Here is an 18,369-nt window from a genome sequence, read left to right as displayed (position 1 = left end):
CCGTATCGGTCGTATCAAGCGACCGCGTTGACCTACCAACTGAGACGACAGTCCCGGGGTCACGCTCACGCGTCCCCGGGACCGTCGCTCGACCCCGCTAAGCCAGGGTCCGGCACACTCAGGCGTGGGCCTTGAGGCCGCGCGCCGCGAACAGACGCACCTCGGCGCGCCGCTCGGCGTGCGCGTCCAGGTCCGCCTTGGCCTGCTCCAGTGCGCGCTCGGCACGCGCGACATCGATCTCGTCCGCCAGCTCGGCGATCTCCGCGAGCAGAGACAGCTTGTTGTCGGCGAAGGAGATAAAGCCGCCGTGCACCGCGGCGATCACGGTGCCGCCGTCCACCGTGCGGATGGTGACCGGGCCGGTCTCCAGCACACTCAGCACCGGGGTGTGACCCGGCATGATGCCGGTGTCACCGGAGGCCGTACGGGCGACGACGATGGTGGCCGCACCGGACCACACCTTGCGGTCGGCTGCGACCAGCTCGACGTGCAGCTCAGCCAACGTGGGCTCCTAGGCTCATGCAACCCCCGATTACTCGGGAGTTTCGGTAAGAATAACGGCCCCGCGCCTCCGGCATGAAACCGGCGGCACGGATTTGACCGGAATCACAGCCGATGCGACGTGAGGGGTGGGTCCCAGGGCTGGGGCCCACCCCTCACGCTCACTCAGCTGCTACCGGCCGCGATTACTTCTTCGCCAGCTCGGCGGCGTTCTTCTCCAGGTCCTCGATGCCACCGCACATGAAGAAGGCCTGCTCCGGGATGGCGTCGTACTTGCCGTCCGCGATCGAGTTGAAGGCCTCGATGGTCTCCGACAGCGGCACGGTCGAGCCCTCGACACCGGTGAACTGCTTCGCCACGTAGGTGTTCTGCGAGAGGAAGCGCTCGATGCGGCGAGCACGGTGCACCGTGATCTTGTCCTCTTCGGACAGCTCGTCGATACCGAGGATCGCGATGATGTCCTGGAGGTCCTTGTACTTCTGCAGGATCCCCTTGATACGGACGGCCGTGTCGTAGTGGGTCTGCGCGATGTACCGCGGGTCGAGGATGCGGGACGTGGAGTCCAGCGGGTCGACGGCCGGGTAGATACCCTTCTCCGAGATCGGACGCGACAGAACGGTGGTCGCGTCCAGGTGGGCGAAGGTGGTGGCCGGCGCCGGGTCGGTCAGGTCGTCCGCGGGGACGTAGATCGCCTGCATCGAGGTGATCGAGTGACCGCGGGTCGAGGTGATGCGCTCCTGCAGGAGGCCCATCTCGTCGGCCAGGTTCGGCTGGTAACCCACCGCGGAGGGCATCCGGCCGAGCAGGGTCGACACCTCGGAACCGGCCTGGGTGAACCGGAAGATGTTGTCGATGAAGAGGAGCACGTCCTGCTTCTCGACGTCGCGGAAGTACTCCGCCATGGTCAGCGCGGAGAGCGCGACGCGCAGACGGGTGCCCGGCGGTTCGTCCATCTGGCCGAAGACCAGCGCGGTCTTGTCCAGAACGCCCGAGTCCACCATCTCGTCGATGAGGTCGTTGCCCTCACGGGTGCGCTCGCCGACGCCGGCGAACACCGAGACACCACCGAAGTTCTCGGCGACGCGGTAGATCATCTCCTGGATCAGAACGGTCTTGCCGACACCGGCACCACCGAACAGACCGATCTTGCCACCCTGCACGTACGGGGTGAGGAGGTCGATGACCTTGATGCCGGTCTCGAACATCTCGGTCTTGGACTCGAGGTCCTTGAACTCCGGGGCCTTGCGGTGGATCGGCCAGCGGACCTCGACCTGCTGGTCGAACTCCTTCTGGTCGACGTTCAGCACGTCACCGAGGGCGTTGAACACCTTGCCCTTGGTGATCTGGCCGACCGGCACCGAGATGGCGGCACCGGTGTCGCTGACCTGGGTGCCACGGACCAGACCGTCGGTCGGCTGCATCGAGATGCCGCGGACCATGCCGTCGCCCAGGTGCTGGGCGACCTCAAGGGTCAGGGTCTTGCGGCCCGAGCCGTCGGGGTTGTCCACCTCGACGTGCAGGGCGTTGAACATGTTCGGAATAGCGTCGACGGGGAACTCCACGTCGACGACCGGGCCGATGACCCGCGCGACGCGGCCCGTCGCCGTGGTCGGCTCAACAGTGGTGGTCATTCTCATTCGCTCCCGCGGCTAGCGTCGGCGAGGGCGTTGGCGCCGCCGACGATCTCGCTGATTTCCTGGGTGATCTCGGCCTGACGGGCCGAGTTGGCAAGCCGCGTGAGCGACTTGATGAGCTCGCCGGCATTGTCCGTCGCGCTCTTCATCGCACGACGGCGGGCGGCGTGCTCGGAGGCGGCCGACTGCAGCAGCGCGTTGTAGATCCGACTCTCGACGTACCGCGGCAGCAGCGCGTCCAGCACGCCCTCCGCCGACGGCTCGAAGTCGTACAGCGGGAAGATCTCCGTCTTGGCCGGCGTCTGGTCACTGAGCTGGACGTCGTCCAGCTTCAGCGGCAGCAGCCGGGCCTCCACCGCGTTCTGCGTCAGCATCGACACGAACTCGGTCGAGATCAGGTGGAGTTCGTCCACGCCGCCGGTCTCGGCCGTGAAGGCCTCGATCAGGTCGGCCGCCACCATCTTCGCGTCGCCGTAGGTCGGCTTGTCCGAGAAGCCCGTCCACGAGTTCCCCACCGCCAGGTTGCGGAAGGTGTAGTACGAGACACCCTTCCGACCGACGATGTAGGTCACCACGTCCTTGCCCTCGGCGCGCAGGCGCTCGGAGAGCGACAGCGCGGCCTTGATGGCGTTGGTCGAGTAACCGCCGGCCAGACCGCGGTCCGCCGCCACCAGCAGGATCGCGGCACGGGTGGCGTTCGGGTTCTCAGTGGTGAGCGGGTGCTTGGCGTTGGACCGGGTGGCCACCGCCGTCACCGCCCGGGTGAGCTCATCGGCGTACGGAGTGGAGGCGGCCACCGCGCGCTGCGCCTTGACGATGCGCGCCGCGGAGATCATCTCCATCGCCTTGGTGATCTTCTTCGTCGCGGTGACAGAGCGGATCCGGCGCTTGTAGACCCGAAGCTGTGCTCCCATGGGTCGTTACGTCCTTTCCCTCGCTACCGGACTCAGGCCTGCTCGGAGAGCAGCTTGCCGTCGGCGGTCTGGTAACCCTGCTTGAAGGCGTCGATCGCGCCGGTCAGCGCGTCGATGGTGCCGTCCTCCAGCTTGCTGGTCTCGACGATGCCGGCCAGCAGGTTCTTGTGCTGCAGACGCAGGTGGTCGAGGAACTCGCGCTCGAAGCGGCGGATCTCGGCGACCGGGATGTCGTCCAGCTTGCCGGTGGTGCCGGCCCAGATGGAGACGACCTGCTCCTCGACCGGGAACGGCTGGTACTGACCCTGCTTCAGCAGCTCGACCATGCGCGCACCGCGCTCCAGCTGGGCCTTGGAGGCCGCGTCCAGGTCGGAACCGAAGGCGGCGAACGCCTCCAGCTCGCGGTACTGGGCGAGGTCCAGGCGCAGGCGGCCGGCGACCGACTTCATGGCCTTGATCTGGGCCGAGCCACCGACGCGGGAGACCGAGATACCGACGTTCACGGCCGGGCGGATGCCGGCGTTGAACAGGTCGGACTCCAGGAAGCACTGGCCGTCGGTGATGGAGATGACGTTGGTCGGGATGTACGCCGAGACGTCGTTGGCCTTGGTCTCGATGATCGGCAGACCGGTCATCGAGCCGCCGCCCAGGGCGTCGTTCAGCTTCGCGCAGCGCTCCAGCAGGCGGGAGTGCAGGTAGAAGACGTCACCCGGGTAGGCCTCGCGGCCCGGCGGGCGGCGCAGCAGCAGGGAGACGGAGCGGTAGGCCTCGGCCTGCTTCGACAGGTCGTCGAAGACGATCAGGACGTGCTTGCCGTCGTACATCCACTCCTGGCCGATGGCCGAACCGGTGTACGGGGCGAGGTACTTGAAGCCGGCCGGGTCGGAGGCGGGAGCGGCCACGATGGTGGTGTACTCCAGCGCGCCGGCCTCCTCCAGGGCGCCGCGGACGGACGCGATGGTGGAGCCCTTCTGACCCACGGCGACGTAGATGCAGCGGACCTGCTTCTCCGGGTCGCCCGAGCGCCAGTTGTCGCGCTGGTTGATGATCGTGTCGACGGCCACCGCGGTCTTGCCGGTCTGGCGGTCACCGATGATCAGCTGACGCTGGCCACGGCCGATCGGGGTCATGGCGTCGATGGCCTTGATGCCGGTCTGCAGCGGCTGCTTGACCGACTTGCGGGCCATGACGCCGGGGGCCTGCAGCTCCAGGGCGCGGCGGCCGGTGGCGGCGATGTCGCCCAGGCCGTCGATCGGGTTGCCCAGCGGGTCCACGACGCGGCCGAGGTAGCCGTCGCCGACCGGAACCGAGAGGACCTCGCCGGTGCGGCGCACCGTCTGACCCTCCTCGATGCCGCCGAACTCGCCGAGGATGACGACACCGATCTCGCGGGTGTCGAGGTTCAGCGCGAGGCCGAGCGTGCCGTCCTCGAACTTCAGCAGCTCGTTCGCCATGACCGAGGGCAGGCCCTCGACATGCGCGATGCCGTCCGCTGCGTCAGTGACCTTGCCGACCTCTTCCACAGAGGCGGCGTCCGGCTGGTACGACTGGACAAAGTCGGCCAGCGCGTCCCGGATCTCCTCCGGACGGATCGTAAGCTCCGCCATCAGGCTTCCCTGCTCTCCTAGTTTGCGATCCTCGGCCCGCCATTGAGGGCCGCAAGTATTCGACTCTCGGCCGGGTCTGCCGAACCGGCCGTACGATTTGCCGGCTCTTGGGGGAGCCGGTTTCCCGACCGAGGGTCGGATGTGCTGCTTCGGTGCTCAGCCTTCGAGCGTCTGGCGAGCGCCTTCGAGGCGGCTCGACACGGTGCCTTCGATGACCTCGTCGCCGATCTGCACCCGGACACCGCCGACGACCTCGGGGTCGATGTCGATGTTCAGGTGGACCTGGCGGCCGTACATCCGGCCCAGAGCACCGGACAGGCGCTCCTTCTGGGTGTCCGACAGCAGCACCGCGGTGGTGACCAGGGCCACCACGCGGCCACGACGCGCGGCGGCGAGCTTCGAGTAGGACTCCAGGCCCTGCTCCAGGCTACGGCCACGCGGGGCGTTGACGAGGGCCGTGACCAGGCGGACGGTGCCCGCGTGGGCGCGGCCGCCGAGCAGCTTCCTGATCAGCTCCGCCTTGGCGGCGGCGCCGGCCTTCGGCTCGGTCAGCGCGGCGCGCAGCTCGTGCGAGCCGCTCACCACCCGGCCGAACCGGAACAGCTCGTCCTCGACGTCGTCCAGCGCACCGGTCTTGTCCGCGCCGATGACCTCGGCGTACGCGGCGAGTTCCTCGGTCGCGTCGACCAGGTCGCGCGAGCCCGACCAGCGGGAGCGGACCAGGCCGGACACCAGGTCGGCGGTCTCGCCGGAGACCTGACCGGTCAGCAGCGAGGAGACCAGCTGGGCCTTGTCCTGGCCCGACCGGGACGGGTCGGTGAGGACACGGCGCAGCGACACCTCACGGTCCAGCAGGACCGTGACGGCGGTGAGCTCCTCGGCGAGCTTGGCCGCGTCCACCGAGGTGGAGTCGGTCAGGCTCTCCAGGTTCTGCCGCCCGGCGGCGAGGGCCTCGCGGCTGGCGCCGATCACTTGGCCGCACCCTGAGCAACGGCGGCCTTGGCCTCCAGCTCGTCCAGGAAGCGGTCGATCACGCCGCTCTGCCGGGCGTGGTCCTCAAGGGACTCACCCACGATGCGGGAGGCCAGCTGGGAGGCCAGCGAACCCACGTCCTGGCGCAGGGCGGCAGTCGCCTGCTTCTTGTCGGCGTCGATCTGGGCGTGACCGGCCGCGACGATGGCCTCGCGCTGACGCTGGCCCTCCTCGCGCATCTCCGCGAGCTGGGCGGCACCCTGCTCGCGAGCCTGCTCGACGATGCGAGCAGCCTCGTGACGCGCCTCGGCGAGCTCGGCGCGGTACTGCTCAAGCAGGGCCTGGGCCTCCGCCTGAGCGGCCTCGGCGCGCTCCATGCCGCCCTCGATGGCGTCCCGACGCTCCGACAGCACCTTCTCGATGCTGGGGAGGAGCTTCTTGCCGAGGAGACCGAAGACGATGAAGAAGCAGAGCAGGCCGATGATGATCTCGGGCCACGCGGGGAGGAGAGGGTTCATCTTCTCCTCGGCCGCGAGCGTAACCGCGATGCTCATATCTGGACCTTCCTCGAAAGGGTCTGCGGCAGGATTACTTGTTGCCGAAGACGAACGGCATGACGATGCCGATGAGGGCGAGCGCCTCGGTCAGCGCGAAGCCGATGAACATGTTGGAGCGGATGAGACCGGCGGCCTCGGGCTGACGGGCCATGGCCTGGACACCGTTACCGAAGATGAGACCGACGCCGATGCCGGGGCCGATGGCGGCGAGGCCGTAGCCGATGGAGGCGACGGAACCGTAGACGTTGCCCTCAGCGAGCATGCTCATTGACGTTGTCCTTTGCAGGGGTGGTGATCCGGTGGTGATTGGCCACCGGGCGGTCCGGGAGGTTGGTTCAGGGAGGGCCGAGGCCCCGGGCTCAGTGCGACTCTTCGAGGGCACCGGCGATGTAGCTGCTGGCCAGCATCACGAAGATGTAGGCCTGCAGGAACTGGACCAGCAGCTCGAAGGCGGTCAGCGCGACGGCGACGATGAACGAGGCCGAGCCGTAGAGCGCGCCCAGGGTCGGGCTGAGCAGGTACCAGGAGGCGATGGAGAACATCACGATCAGCAGGTGGCCGGCGAACATGTTCGCGAAGGCTCGGACCGCGAGCGTGAAGGGGCGCACGAAGATGTTCGAGAAGAACTCGATCGGCACCAGGATGAACATGACCCAGCCGGGGATGCCCGAGGGCCAGCAGAGGTTCTTCAGACCGCCGACGAAGCCGTGCTTCTTGAAGGTCAGCGTCATGTAGACGATCCACACGACCGCCGCGAGGCCGGCCGGGAACGCGATCGCGGCCGTCACCGGGAACTGGGCGAACGGGATGATCGACATGATGTTCATCAACCAGATGAAGAAGAACATCGAGACCAGCATCGGGACGTACTTCTCGCCCTTCTTGCCGATCGTCTCCATCACGATGGAGCGCTTGACGAAGTCGTAGCCGATCTCACCGACGAGCTGCAGCTTGCCGGGGACCAGGCGCGGCTTGGCGAAGGCGGCCCAGAAGAAGACGACCACCAGCACGGCGACGATCATCGACAGCAGCATCGGCTTGTTGAAGTCGACGCCGCCGATCGTGAAGATCGGCTTGAACGAGAATTCGTTCAGACCCGGCGCCGGGAAGCCGCAGCCAGCGTCCCCGAAGTGGCAACTGCTGGCGAGGGGGAGTTCAGCACTCACCACGGACTCCTTCGTCGTGACGCATGGTTACGGCAACCTCGGTGTGTCGGCGCGGCCTGCGGCCACGGAGCGGCACTGGAACTTGATGGGTTTCTCGCCGACCCCGCCCGGCAGTGCGCTGCACCACGGCGGGATCATCGAAGACTGCGCGGATCCGGGGGGCGATCCGTCCAATGTCCGGACAGACCTGGCCTCTTCCCGTACTCCGTTGTTGCGACGGACGATAGCAGCCCGTCAGTGCGGCATAAACACCGCCCCCCTCGTTGGGGGGACAGTTGGGCCTCGTCACTGTTGACGCCCCGAGTCGGAGGGCTTGTCGTCCTTGTTTTCGGAGGCGTCGGGGTCGACGTAGAAGGTCTTCGCCTTGAGCGCGCCGCGCACCTGGAAGCCCGTCCAGATCAGTGCGCAGCCGAGCAAGGTGAAGGCGAACGCCTGCCGGTTGAAGAGCTCGGTGTTCTTGAAGACCGCGAGGACGATGCCGACCAGCAGGATCTGCGTGGTGTACACGAGCAGCGCCGCGGCCATCATGATGTGCGGGTTCGACCTGGTCAGCCGGTCGAGCGCGACCTGGCCGAAGCTGAAGAAGGCCATCACCAGCAGTGCGCCGAAGAGGGCGCCGAGCAGCCCCTTCCCACCGGCGACGGCGAACGAGATCGCCATGGCGAGGATCCCGGCGACCGCAGTGGGAATCGCGGCGCCTCGGAGGATCCGGGCGTCGTTGGACGGCATGTCGGCAGCTCCGGCGGCATGTCGATGTGGCGGGGGACGGGTCGCAAAGCATGGTGGTGACACCGGACCGAGCAGCCGCCGCCGGGCCGCCCGCTGGAGCGGCGGGCCCGTCGAGGGAGACCGACCGGGGACGGAAGTCCTCCACCTGTCAGGTCTTTCGGCGTGTTCTCGGTACTCGTGAACGGTATCACAAACTATTTGATGAGAGCTTTACCATGAATGTGTGGTGCCTGTCACACTGACGGCCCAACAGTGCCTCCGAACGAGTGAACAGATCTGACGTACCGTCAAGCACCGTCAAGTGCCCTGCTAGCGGCGGCCGGTGGCGCGACGGTGGTCGTCGAGCGCGGAGGAGCCCCGGCCGGCTTCACCGAGAAGTTGCTTGTCCTTCGCCGACAGTTCAGCCATCGGCGCCGAGGGCTGCCGGCGGTACCGCGGCGGGACGAAGGACTGCACCGCCCGCGGGGCGCGCGGCCGGAACCGCGGGGTCAGCAGCACCACCAGACCGACCAGGCAGAGCCCGGCCAGCGTCAGCACCACCGTGCGGCCGGTGTTGGTGATCGAGAAGGCCACCGTGCCGAAGGCGATCAAAGCGGCCCAGAAGTACATGATCAGCACGGCCCGGCTGTGCGAGTGGCCGACCTGCAGGAGCCGGTGGTGCAGGTGCCGCTTGTCCGCGGCGAACGGCGACTGGCCGGCCCAGGTGCGGCGGACGACGGCGAGCAGCAGGTCCGCCAGCGGCAGCGCGATGACCGTCAGCGGCAGCAGCAGCGGGATGTAGATCGGCACCAAGGCGTGCACGGTCGCGGTCTGCGAACCGGTCTCGCTGGTGATCAGGTCGGGGTCGACGCGCCCGGTGATGGAGATCGCGGCGACGGCCAGCATCAGGCCCAGCATCATCGAGCCGGAGTCACCCATGAAGATCCGCGCAGGGTGCATGTTGTGCGCCAGGAAGCCCAGGCACATGCCGATCAGCAGCACGCTGAACAGCACGGCGGGCGCCGCGTCGGTGATCGTGTAGCCGTACCAGAGCCGGTACGAGTACAGGAAGAAGGCCATCGCGGCGATGCAGACCATGCCGCCGGCCAGGCCGTCCAGGCCGTCGATGAAGTTCACCGCGTTGACCATGACGACGACCAGGGTGACCGAGATGACCATGCCCTGGGTGGGGCTGACGGCGACCGTGCCGACGCCCGGCACCGGCAGGGTGATCACCGTGACGCCCTGCCAGACCATCACACCGGCGGCGATCATCTGGCCGCCGAGCTTCACCAGGGCGTCCACGCCCCACTTGTCGTCGAGCACGCCGAGCAGCCACATGATCCCGGCGCCGGAGAGCAGCGCGCGGATGTCGGTGCCCTGGCTGAACACCTTGCTCAGGTTGTCCAGCTGCGAGGCGACCAGGATGCCCGCGCACAGCCCGCCGAACATGGCGATGCCGCCGAGCCGCGGCGTGGGCTCGCGGTGCACGTCACGGGCCCGGACCGGCGGCATGGCGCCGGCCGCGATCGCGAACTTCCGGACCGGGCCGGTCAGCAGGTAGGTGACGGCCGCGGTGCAGAACAGCACCAGCAGATACTCACGCACCACTGGCCTCCTGCATCACTGTCCAACGGGAAGGTACCGAAGGTACTCCCGCGTCTGTCCGGGGTTCGAGGTGCGTGGCCACGGCACACACCTTATTGAGTCGGACGCCCGGGGCGCGCATCGCGGTTCGCCCTACCGGGTAGGAGATCCGGATGCCCGTGACGCTTCCCGGCTCATGCGCCCGCCTCGCTGCGCTCGGCAGGGGCATTCGCCCACCCGCACCTTTCGATGATTCTCCCCCAGCCTTCGGCCGGGGGGACCCCCATGCTTCGCTCACTCATCCGCGGTCCGCGAAGGCAAGGGCCAGCTCCCGGACCCGCTCGCCGACCTCCGCCACCGCGCCCCCGGCGAGCAGCCGTCCGACCAGTCCGGCGATCTCCGCCAGCTCCGGCTCCCCCATCCCCTGCGTGGTCACCGTACCGGTGCCGAGCCGGATCCCGGAGGCCTCGGACGGCGGCGCCGGGTCGTACGGCAGCGCGCACTTGCCGAGCAGCAGCCCGGCCACCGCGCAGCGCCGCTCGGCCTCGGCGCCGGTGACGCCGAGCGGGCTCACGTCCGCCGTCACCAGGTGGGTGTCGGTACCGCCGGTCAGCGGGCGCATTCCGGCCTGCGCGAGCCCCTCGGCGAGCGTCCGCGCCCCGGCGACTGTCCGCAGCGCGTACGCCCGGTAGGCGGGCGTCGCCGCCTCCGCCAGCGCGACGGCCTTGCCGGCCACCTCGTTCATCGCCGCCCCGCCCTGGCTGAACGGGAACACCGCCCGGTCGATCCGCTCGGCCAGCTCGGCAGTGGACAGCAGCAGGCCGCCGCGCGGGCCGCGCAGCAGCTTGTGGGTGGCCATCACGGTGACGTCGGCATACGGCACCGGGGAGGGCGCCGCACCGGCCGCGATCAGGCCGGTCGTCTGCGCGGCGGAGGCGATCAGGTACGCGTCCACCTCGTCGGCAATCTCCCGGAAGGCGGCCCAGTCCGGGTGCCGGGGGTAGGAGATGGAGCCCGCGACGATGGCCTTCGGGCGGTGCAGCCGGGCCAGTTCGCGCACCTGGTCGAGGTCGATCAGGCCGTCGCCCTCGCGCACGCCGTAGCCGGTGAAGGCGAACCAGCGGCCGGAGAAGTTCGCCCGCGAGCCGCAACTGAGGTGGCCGCCGTGCTCCAGCGACATCGCCAGCACGCCGTCGCCGGGCCGCAGCAGCGCCGCGTACGCCGCCAGCATCGCCGAAGTGGCCGACCGGGGCTGGACGTTGGCGTGCGGGGCGATGAACAGCTCGCGGGCCCGGTCGATCGCCAGCAGCTCGGCGGCGTCCGCGAGGGCGCAACCGGTGTGATGGCGGCGTCCGGGGTAGCCCTCGGCGTACTTGTCGATCAGCGGGCCGCTCAGGGCCGCCAGAACGGCCGGGCTGGTCAGGTTCTCCCCCGCCAGCAGCTGGATCGTCTCGGCCCGCCGCTCGGCCTCCGCGGCGAGCAGGTCGGCGAGCTGCGGATCCGCCCGGTGCAACGCCTCGGACGCCCAGGGGCGCCCCCTCGTCGCGGTAGGGCCGGTCGCGGCATCGGTGACGGTCATGGCGGGGCTCCCGGGCGCTTCGGGGTCGATTCCTCCAGCGTAGGACCGGGCCCCGCGGGCGGCTCGCCGACGCGGGGCCGGTGCACCCGGGCGGGCGCGCAGGGACATGCCTAAACGTGCGCGGGTACCCCGGTGAGCGCGGTGACGACGGGGTCGACCGCGTGGAATATCTCCTCGCCGCAGTTGCGGAACATGCCGATTGGCGCGCCGTACGGGTCATCGACCTCGTCGGACTCCGGGGTGGCGGCGAGCAGCCAGCCGCGCAGCGCGGCGGCCGACCGGACCAGCGCACGGGCACGCTCGGTGACGTCCGCGCCGCGGCGCGGGTCGGGCAGCGTGCCCGGGTCTATCGTCCGCACCAGGCGGGTGAACTCCTTCAGCGTGAAGGTGCGCAGCCCCGCCTCGTGGCCCATCGAGATCACCTGGGCGCGGTGGTCCAGGGTCGCGGTGAGCACCAGGTCGGCCTCGACCACGTGCTCGTCGAGCAGTTCCCGGCCGGCGAAGCCGCCGCTGTCGGCGCCGTACTCGTTGAGCACGGTCGCGGCGTGGTCCTCCATCGGCGCGCCCTCGTGGCCCCAGGTGCCGGCGCTCTCCACCAGGATCCGTCCGGCCACCCGGGGGCTGAGCCGGGTGTCCAGCTCACGCCGGGTCAGCCGCTCGGCGATCGGCGAGCGGCAGATGTTGCCGGTGCAGACGAACAGGATCCGGAAGTGGTCCAGCGGCCTGGGGCCCACGCTCAGGTACGGCGCTATGCCGGGCCCGGCATGGAGCGAGGCGGTGGGCGTCAACTGCCGGCCTCCAGGTCGGGGACGACCTCCCTCAGCTGCTCGACGCTGATCGCGCCGGCCCGCAGCAGGACCGGGACCTTGCCCGTGACGTCGACGATGGACGAGGCGGTCGCGTGGTCGGCCTGTCCGCCGTCCAGGTAGACCGAGATGGCGTCGCCGAGCTGCGCCTGCGCCTCGTCGCAGGTGGCCGGGGACGGGCCGCCGGTCTTGTTGGCGCTGGAGACGGCGAGCGGGCCGGTGGCGTTCAGCAGCTCGATGGCGACCGGGTGCAGCGGCATCCGGACCGCGACGGTGCCGCGGGTCTCGCCGAGGTCCCAGCGCAGCGAGGGCTGGTGCCGGGCGACCAGGGTGAGCCCGCCGGGCCAGAACGCGTCGACCAGCTCCCAGGCCTGCTCGGAGAAGTCGGTGACCAGCCCGTGCAGGGTGGTCGGCGAGCCGACCAGGACCGGCGAGGGCATGTCGCGGCCGCGGCCCTTGGCGGCCAGCAGGGCGGCCACGGCCTCGGGCGAGAAGGCGTCCGCGCCGACGCCGTACAGGGTGTCGGTGGGCAGCACGACGAGTTCGCCGCGGCGGATGGCCGAGGCGGCCTCGCGCAGGCCGGTGGCGCGGTCCCCGGCGTCGGCACAGTCGTAGCGGCGGCTCATCGGTGCGGTCCCCTTCCGGAATGGCTCATGACGTTCACAGCGCGGCCTTGCCCGCCGTGATGCTGCGCTGACCGGTCACAACGACGCCCTCCGGGCGGTCGTACTGCGCTCGATTGTTCACAGCGCAGCCCTTCGGGCTGTTGTGCTGTGCTCGATTGTTCACAACGACGCCCTTCGGGCTGTTGTGAAGCGCGGCCGGTTGTTCAGATCGCGGTGGTCGGCGGTGTCCGTCCAACCGCGTTCCTCGTTGAAGATCCACGGCACCTGCCCGCCCTGCTGGTCGGCGTGCTCGATCACCACCGCGCCGCCCGGGCGCAGCAGCCGGGCAGCCACCCGCTCGATGCCGCGGATGGTGTCCAGCCCGTCCTCGCCGGAGAACAGCGACATCTGCGGGTCGTGGTCGCGGGCCTCCGGCGCGACGTACTCCCACTCGGTGAGCGGGATGTACGGCGGGTTGGAGATCACCAGGTCGAAGCGGCCGTCCCAGGAGCGGTCGTCGGCGAAGGCCTTGGTGGCGTCGCCGGCGTGCAGGGTGACCCGGGCCCGGTCCGGGCTGGCGGCGATGTTGCGCCGGGTGTACTCCAGCGCGCCCTCGTCGAGCTCGAAGGCGTGCACGGTCGAGCGCGGCAGTTCCTGGGCGAGCGCGAGCGCGATGGCGCCGGAGCCGGAGCAGAGGTCGACGACCAGCGGCTCGGCCACGTCCATGTCGCGGACGGCGTCTATGGCCCACTCGACCACCGTCTCGGTCTCCGGCCGGGGCACGAACACCCCGGGGCCGACCTCCAGCTCCAGGTAGCGGAAGAACGCCCGCCCGGTGATGTGCTGGAGCGGTTCGCGCGCCTCGCGGCGGGAGACGGCCTCCCAGTAGCGGGCGTCGAAGTCGGCGTCCTTCACCGTGTGCAGCTGGCTGCGCTTGACGTTGTGGACGTAGGCGGCGAGTTCCTCCGCGTCGAAACGCGGCGACGGCACGCCGGCCGCGGCCAACCGCTGGGTGGCCTGGGCCACCTCGGCGAGCAGCAGGTTCATCCGTACGACCTCTTGTTTCTGCGCTCCGGCTGCGGGGTTGTACCGGTGCTGGGGCGCCGGTCTCAGTTCTGTTGGGCCGCGGCGAGCTTGGCCGTCGCGTCCGCGTCGACGCAGGACTGGATCACCGCGTTCAGGTCGCCGTCCAGGACCTGGTCCAGGTTGTACGACTTGAAGCCCGTGCGGTGGTCCGAGATGCGGTTCTCGGGGTAGTTGTACGTCCGGATCCGCTCGGAGCGGTCCACCGTGCGGACCTGGCTGCGGCGGGCGTCCGACGCCTCCCGCTCGGCCTCCTCCTGCGCGGCGGCGAGCAGCCGCGAACGCAGGATGCGCATCGCCTGCTCCTTGTTCTGCAGCTGGCTCTTCTCGTTCTGGCAGGACGCCACGATACCGGTCGGCAGGTGGGTGATCCGGACAGCGGAGTCGGTGGTGTTGACCGACTGGCCGCCGGGGCCGGAGGAGCGGTAGACGTCGATCCGCAGGTCGTTGGCGAGGATCTCGACCTCGACCTCCTCCGCCTCGGGGGTGACCAGCACGCCCGCCGCGGAGGTGTGGATGCGGCCCTGGGACTCGGTGGCGGGGACACGCTGCACGCGGTGCACGCCGCCCTCGTACTTCAGGCGGGCCCAGACGCCCTGGCCGGGCTCGCTGTTGCCCTTGGTCTTCACGGCGACGGAGACGTCCTTGTAGCCGCCGAGGTCCGACTCGTTGAAGTCGATGATCTCGGTCTTCCAGCCGATCCGCTCGGCGAAGCGCAGGTACATCCGGAGCAGGTCGCCGGCGAACAGCGCGGACTCCTCGCCGCCCTCGCCCGCCTTGATCTCCAGGATGACGTCCTTCTCGTCGCTCGGGTCGCGCGGGACGAGCAGCAGGCGCAGCTCCTCCGTCAGCTCCTCGCGGCGGCGCTCGGAGTCCTTCACCTCGGCGAGGAACTCCGGTTCCTCGGCGGCGAGTTCACGTGCGGCCTCGATGTCCTCGCCGGCCTGCCGCCACTCCCGGTAGACCCGGGTGATCGGGGTCAGCTCGGCGTACCGCTTGGCCAGCTTGCGGGCGTTGGCCTGGTCGGCGTGGACGGACGGGTCGGCCAGCCTCTTCTCGAGGTCGGCGTGCTCGACCAGGAGCTCTTCGACTGCCTCGAACATGGAGTGGGCCTTCTTCCCGTGAGAACCGTTGGGGTACCGGTCGGTGGTGCGAACCGGTGGACGAGAGCGCGCAAACGCCGGGGGACGCGAACGGCGCCGGCCCCCAGCGCCCCCGGAACGAGTACGGGGGCACCGGGAACCGGCGCCGAGGGAGCGCTAGGCCTTCGCGCTGTGCTGCTTGCCGAAGCGGGCCTCGAAGCGGGCCACGCGGCCACCGGTGTCGAGGATCTTCTGCTTGCCGGTGTAGAACGGGTGGCACTGCGAGCAGACCTCGGCGCGGATCTCGCCGCTGGTCTCGGTCGAGCGGGTCGTGAACTCGGCGCCGCAGGTGCAGGTCACACGGGTGACCACGTACTCGGGGTGAACGTTGGGCTTCAAGGGGTTCTCCTAGTGTTCGGGAGGGCACCGGGTCGGCGGCTGGAGTGCCGCACGTGAACCGGGACCGACGGACCAGTCTGCCAGGACCGGCCGCATCTTCCCAAACCGGGTCGTGTTCCGGGATATTCCGGGCGCCCCCGGACCGCCCCCGGACCGCCGGCGGGCGCCCCGCGGACTAGCGCTTCGCGGCGGCCGTAGGGACGGCCGTCGGGGTGGCCGTGGGGGTGGCCGTCGGGGTGGCCGTCGGGGTGGCCGTGGGGGACGCCTGGGCGGGGTTCTGGGGCTGGGCCGCGACGACGGCCTGCGGGATCGCGTGGTCGGCCTTGAGCGCCGCCCAGACCTGGTCCGCCTGCGGCTGCTGCTCGACCACGCGGTTGGGGTCGCTGGGGGCGGTGACCACCGGCAGGGTCACCATGCCGAGCTGGTCCGGCCCGATCCCCTTGAGCTCCTGGACCAGCCCGACCAGCGCGCTCACCGAACCGAGCGCCGAGTCGGTGGTGATGCTCTTCGTCACGGTGTCGCCGATCGACCACAGCTTGACCGGATTGGAGAACAGGCCCATCCCGCCGGCCTGCTGGAGCAGCGACTTCACCATCTGCTTCTGCAGCTCGATCCGGCCGAGGTCGCTGCCGTCGCCGACGCCGTGCCGGGTGCGGACGAAGGCGAGCGCCTGCGTGCCGTCCAGGTGGTGCTCGCCGGCCGGGAGGTCGAGCCCGCTGTCCTTGTCGTGGATGGCCACCGTGGTGGTCACGGTGGCCCCGCCTATCGCGTCCACGACCCGGGCGAAGCCGGCGAAGTCGACCTGGACGAAGTGGTCCATCCGCAGACCGGTCAGCTGCTCGGTGGTCTTGACCGCGCAGGCCGCGCCGCCGGTCTCGAAGGCGCTGTTGTACATCGCGCGCTTGGCGCCCGGCGCGGGCTTGCCGTTCGCGTCGGTGCAGTCGGGCCGGTTGACCAGGGTGTCGCGCGGGATCGAGACGATCTCGGCGTGCGAGTGGTCCTGGTTGACGTGCACCACCATCGCGGTGTCGGAGCGGGCGCTGTCGCCGGTGTCCCCGCCGGCCAGGTCGCCGTTCGCGCCGGCCCGCGAATCCGAGCCCAGGACGAGGATGTTGAACGAGCCGTTGGTGGCGGCCGGCGGCCGGGCGTCGCCCAGGCGGGCGTTGATGTCGACGCTCTTGATGTTGCCGTTGAGCTTGACGTACGCGTAGACGGCGACTCCGGCGCCCAGGACGACGAGCGCGGCGAACGCGCAGGCGGCTACCCGCAGAACCTTGCGGCGGCTGGTCGGGACCCTCTTGTGCTCGGCCATACGCACCAGAGTAAATCGGACAAGATGATCCAAAGGGGTTGAGATGTCGCAACTCTGGAACAAACGCGTCCGGGCAAACGCGTCCGGACAGCACGGAACCCCGGACCGCTCGCGCGGTCCGGGGTTCCGTGCTGTTCGGTGCCGTTCAGTACGCCGAGGGCGTCCCGTTACGGTCAGTCGCCGGACCCGGGGGTCGTCTTGGCGATCTGCATCAGGAACTCGGCGTTGCTCTTGGTCTGCTTCATCTTGTCCAGCAGGAGCTCGATCGCCTGCTGCGAGTCGAGCGCGTGCAGCACCCGGCGCAGCTTCCAGACGATCCCCAACTCCTCGCTGCCGAGCAGGATCTCCTCCTTGCGGGTGCTGGAGGCGTCCACGTCGACGGCCGGGAAGATGCGCTTGTCCGAGAGCTTCCGGTCGAGCTTGAGCTCCATGTTGCCGGTGCCCTTGAACTCCTCGAAGATCACCTCGTCCATGCGCGAGCCGGTCTCGACCAGCGCGGTGGCCAGGATGGTCAGCGAGCCGCCGTTCTCGATGTTGCGCGCGGCACCGAAGAACTTCTTCGGCGGGTACAGCGCGGTCGAGTCGACACCACCGGACAGGATGCGGCCGGAGGCCGGCGCCGCCAGGTTGTAGGCGCGGCCGAGGCGGGTGATCGAGTCCAGCAGGATCACCACGTCGTGGCCCAGCTCGACCAGGCGCTTGGCGCGCTCGATGGCCAGCTCGGCGACGGTGGTGTGGTCCTCCGCCGGGCGGTCGAAGGTCGAGGAGATGACCTCGCCCTTCACCGACCGCTGCATGTCGGTGACCTCTTCCGGACGCTCGTCGACGAGGACGACCATCAGGTGGCACTCGGGGTTGTTGTGGGTGATCGCGTTGGCGACCGCCTGCAGCACCATCGTCTTACCGGTCTTCGGCGGCGCGACGATCAGACCGCGCTGGCCCTTGCCGATCGGCGACACCAGGTCGATGATCCGGGTGGTCAGCACACCCGGGTCGCTCTCCAGGCGCAGCCGATCCTGCGGGTACAGCGGGGTCAGCTTGTTGAACTCGGGGCGGCCGCGGCCGCTGTCCGGGTCCATGCCGTTGACGGAGTCCAGCCGCACCATGGCGTTGAACTTCTCGCGGCGCTCGCCCTCGCGCGGCTGGCGCACCGCACCGGTGATGGCGTCACCCTTGCGCAGGCCGTTCTTGCGGACCTGGGCGAGCGAGACGTAGACGTCGTTCTGGCCCGGCAGGTAGCCGGAGGTGCGCACGAACGCGTAGTTGTCGAGGATGTCGAGGATGCCCGCGACCGGGATCAGGACGTCGTCCTCGCCGATCTGCGGCTCGACGGTGCCGGCCGGCTCGAAGCCCTCGCGGCGGCCACGGCCCCGGCGGTCGCGGTAGCGGCCGCGGCGGCCACGGCGGCCGTCGCCGAACTCGTCGTCCTCGTAACCGCCCTGCTGGGCCTGCGGCTGCGCCTGCTGCTGGCCGCCACCCTGGCGGGCCTGCTGGCCGTCGCCCTGGGCAGCCTGCTGCTGGCCGCCCTGCGGGGCCTGGCGGTCGGTACGGTCGGCCCGGTCACGGCGGTTGCGGCGGTCGCGGCGCGACTCGCGGGTCTCGCCGTCCTGGCCGGCCTGGGCCTCGCCGCCCTCCTGGCGCTCGGGGCGCTCCCCCGCCTCGCGGCGGTCACGACGGTCCCGGCGGTCGCGGCGCGAGTCGGTGCGGCCCTCCTCGCGGCCCTCGAAGGCGCGGGTCTCGGCCGGGCGGGCCTCCGCCTGCTTGGCCTCGGCCACGACGACGGCGGCGGGCTCGGCGGCGGCCGGGGCAGCGGCCTCGGCGGTCGGGGCGCCGGCGGCCGAGGTGGCGCGGCGGCGG

The 18,369-nt window shown here is 70.0% G+C and carries 18 protein-coding genes; all 18 read right to left on the bottom strand.

Annotated elements, in window-relative coordinates:
* Nucleotides 1-118 precede the first annotated feature (118 nt).
* Nucleotides 119-502, bottom strand: coding sequence for a F0F1 ATP synthase subunit epsilon (locus KV557_RS19120; RefSeq protein WP_218201844.1), 384 nt, complete (start codon nt 500-502; stop codon nt 119-121).
* 184 nt (nt 503-686) lie between these two features.
* The gene (gene atpD / locus KV557_RS19115) at nt 687-2,132 is read right to left on the bottom strand and encodes a F0F1 ATP synthase subunit beta (RefSeq protein ID WP_218201841.1); all 1,446 of its coding nucleotides are present in this window, start codon (nt 2,130-2,132) and stop codon (nt 687-689) included.
* Nucleotides 2,133-2,134: 2 nt separating this feature from the next.
* The gene (locus KV557_RS19110; RefSeq protein WP_218201840.1) at nt 2,135-3,049 is read right to left on the bottom strand and encodes a F0F1 ATP synthase subunit gamma; all 915 of its coding nucleotides are present in this window, start codon (nt 3,047-3,049) and stop codon (nt 2,135-2,137) included.
* Nucleotides 3,050-3,081: 32 nt separating this feature from the next.
* Nucleotides 3,082-4,656 (bottom strand): F0F1 ATP synthase subunit alpha, encoded by a 1,575-nt coding sequence (atpA, locus tag KV557_RS19105; RefSeq protein ID WP_218201838.1) that lies wholly within the window; start codon nt 4,654-4,656, stop codon nt 3,082-3,084.
* Between the two features lie 156 nt (nt 4,657-4,812).
* Entirely contained in the window at nt 4,813-5,628 is an 816-nt protein-coding gene (locus KV557_RS19100) for a F0F1 ATP synthase subunit delta (RefSeq protein ID WP_218201837.1), read from the bottom strand.
* Complete coding sequence (locus KV557_RS19095) at nt 5,625-6,182, bottom strand: F0F1 ATP synthase subunit B (RefSeq protein WP_218201836.1); 558 nt, start codon at nt 6,180-6,182, stop codon at nt 5,625-5,627. The genes KV557_RS19100 and KV557_RS19095 overlap by 4 nt, the downstream gene beginning before the upstream one ends.
* Nucleotides 6,183-6,216: 34 nt before the next feature.
* Nucleotides 6,217-6,453, bottom strand: coding sequence for an ATP synthase F0 subunit C (atpE, locus tag KV557_RS19090; protein ID WP_153462626.1), 237 nt, complete (start codon nt 6,451-6,453; stop codon nt 6,217-6,219).
* A 91-nt stretch (nt 6,454-6,544) separates the two neighbouring features.
* Nucleotides 6,545-7,351: a F0F1 ATP synthase subunit A gene (atpB, locus tag KV557_RS19085; RefSeq protein WP_218201835.1), complete on the bottom strand. Its 807-nt coding sequence runs from the start codon at nt 7,349-7,351 to the stop codon at nt 6,545-6,547.
* 285 nt (nt 7,352-7,636) lie between these two features.
* The gene (locus KV557_RS19080) at nt 7,637-8,080 is read right to left on the bottom strand and encodes a hypothetical protein (RefSeq protein ID WP_218201834.1); all 444 of its coding nucleotides are present in this window, start codon (nt 8,078-8,080) and stop codon (nt 7,637-7,639) included.
* Between the two features lie 309 nt (nt 8,081-8,389).
* On the bottom strand, nt 8,390-9,667 hold the full coding sequence (locus tag KV557_RS19075) for an MraY family glycosyltransferase (protein ID WP_218201833.1): 1,278 nt from the start codon (nt 9,665-9,667) through the stop codon (nt 8,390-8,392).
* A 277-nt stretch (nt 9,668-9,944) separates the two neighbouring features.
* Nucleotides 9,945-11,225: a serine hydroxymethyltransferase gene (gene glyA / locus KV557_RS19070; RefSeq protein ID WP_218201832.1), complete on the bottom strand. Its 1,281-nt coding sequence runs from the start codon at nt 11,223-11,225 to the stop codon at nt 9,945-9,947.
* 110 nt (nt 11,226-11,335) lie between these two features.
* Nucleotides 11,336-11,977 (bottom strand): arsenate reductase/protein-tyrosine-phosphatase family protein, encoded by a 642-nt coding sequence (locus tag KV557_RS19065; protein ID WP_218202023.1) that lies wholly within the window; start codon nt 11,975-11,977, stop codon nt 11,336-11,338.
* Nucleotides 11,978-12,009: 32 nt separating this feature from the next.
* The gene (locus tag KV557_RS19060) at nt 12,010-12,657 is read right to left on the bottom strand and encodes an L-threonylcarbamoyladenylate synthase (protein ID WP_218201831.1); all 648 of its coding nucleotides are present in this window, start codon (nt 12,655-12,657) and stop codon (nt 12,010-12,012) included.
* Between the two features lie 159 nt (nt 12,658-12,816).
* A complete protein-coding gene (gene prmC, locus KV557_RS19055) occupies nt 12,817-13,683 on the bottom strand; it encodes a peptide chain release factor N(5)-glutamine methyltransferase (RefSeq protein WP_218201830.1) in 867 nt (288 codons plus the stop codon).
* A 62-nt stretch (nt 13,684-13,745) separates the two neighbouring features.
* A complete protein-coding gene (gene prfA / locus KV557_RS19050) occupies nt 13,746-14,822 on the bottom strand; it encodes a peptide chain release factor 1 (RefSeq protein ID WP_218201829.1) in 1,077 nt (358 codons plus the stop codon).
* A 156-nt stretch (nt 14,823-14,978) separates the two neighbouring features.
* On the bottom strand, nt 14,979-15,200 hold the full coding sequence (gene rpmE, locus KV557_RS19045; protein ID WP_030057539.1) for a 50S ribosomal protein L31: 222 nt from the start codon (nt 15,198-15,200) through the stop codon (nt 14,979-14,981).
* A 175-nt stretch (nt 15,201-15,375) separates the two neighbouring features.
* Nucleotides 15,376-16,512, bottom strand: a complete 1,137-nt coding sequence (locus KV557_RS19040) for an LCP family protein (protein ID WP_218201828.1) — start codon at nt 16,510-16,512, stop codon at nt 15,376-15,378.
* 173 nt (nt 16,513-16,685) lie between these two features.
* A partial coding sequence (gene rho / locus KV557_RS19035; protein ID WP_218201827.1) for a transcription termination factor Rho occupies nt 16,686-18,369 on the bottom strand: 1,684 nt, incomplete at its 5' end.

Origin of the sequence: Kitasatospora aureofaciens (genome assembly GCF_019192735.1) — a bacterium.
Classification (GTDB): Bacteria; Actinomycetota; Actinomycetes; order Streptomycetales; family Streptomycetaceae; genus Kitasatospora; species Kitasatospora aureofaciens_A.
Note: the sequence above shows the minus strand (reverse complement) of the source record. Positions and strands in the feature narration are given on the sequence as shown.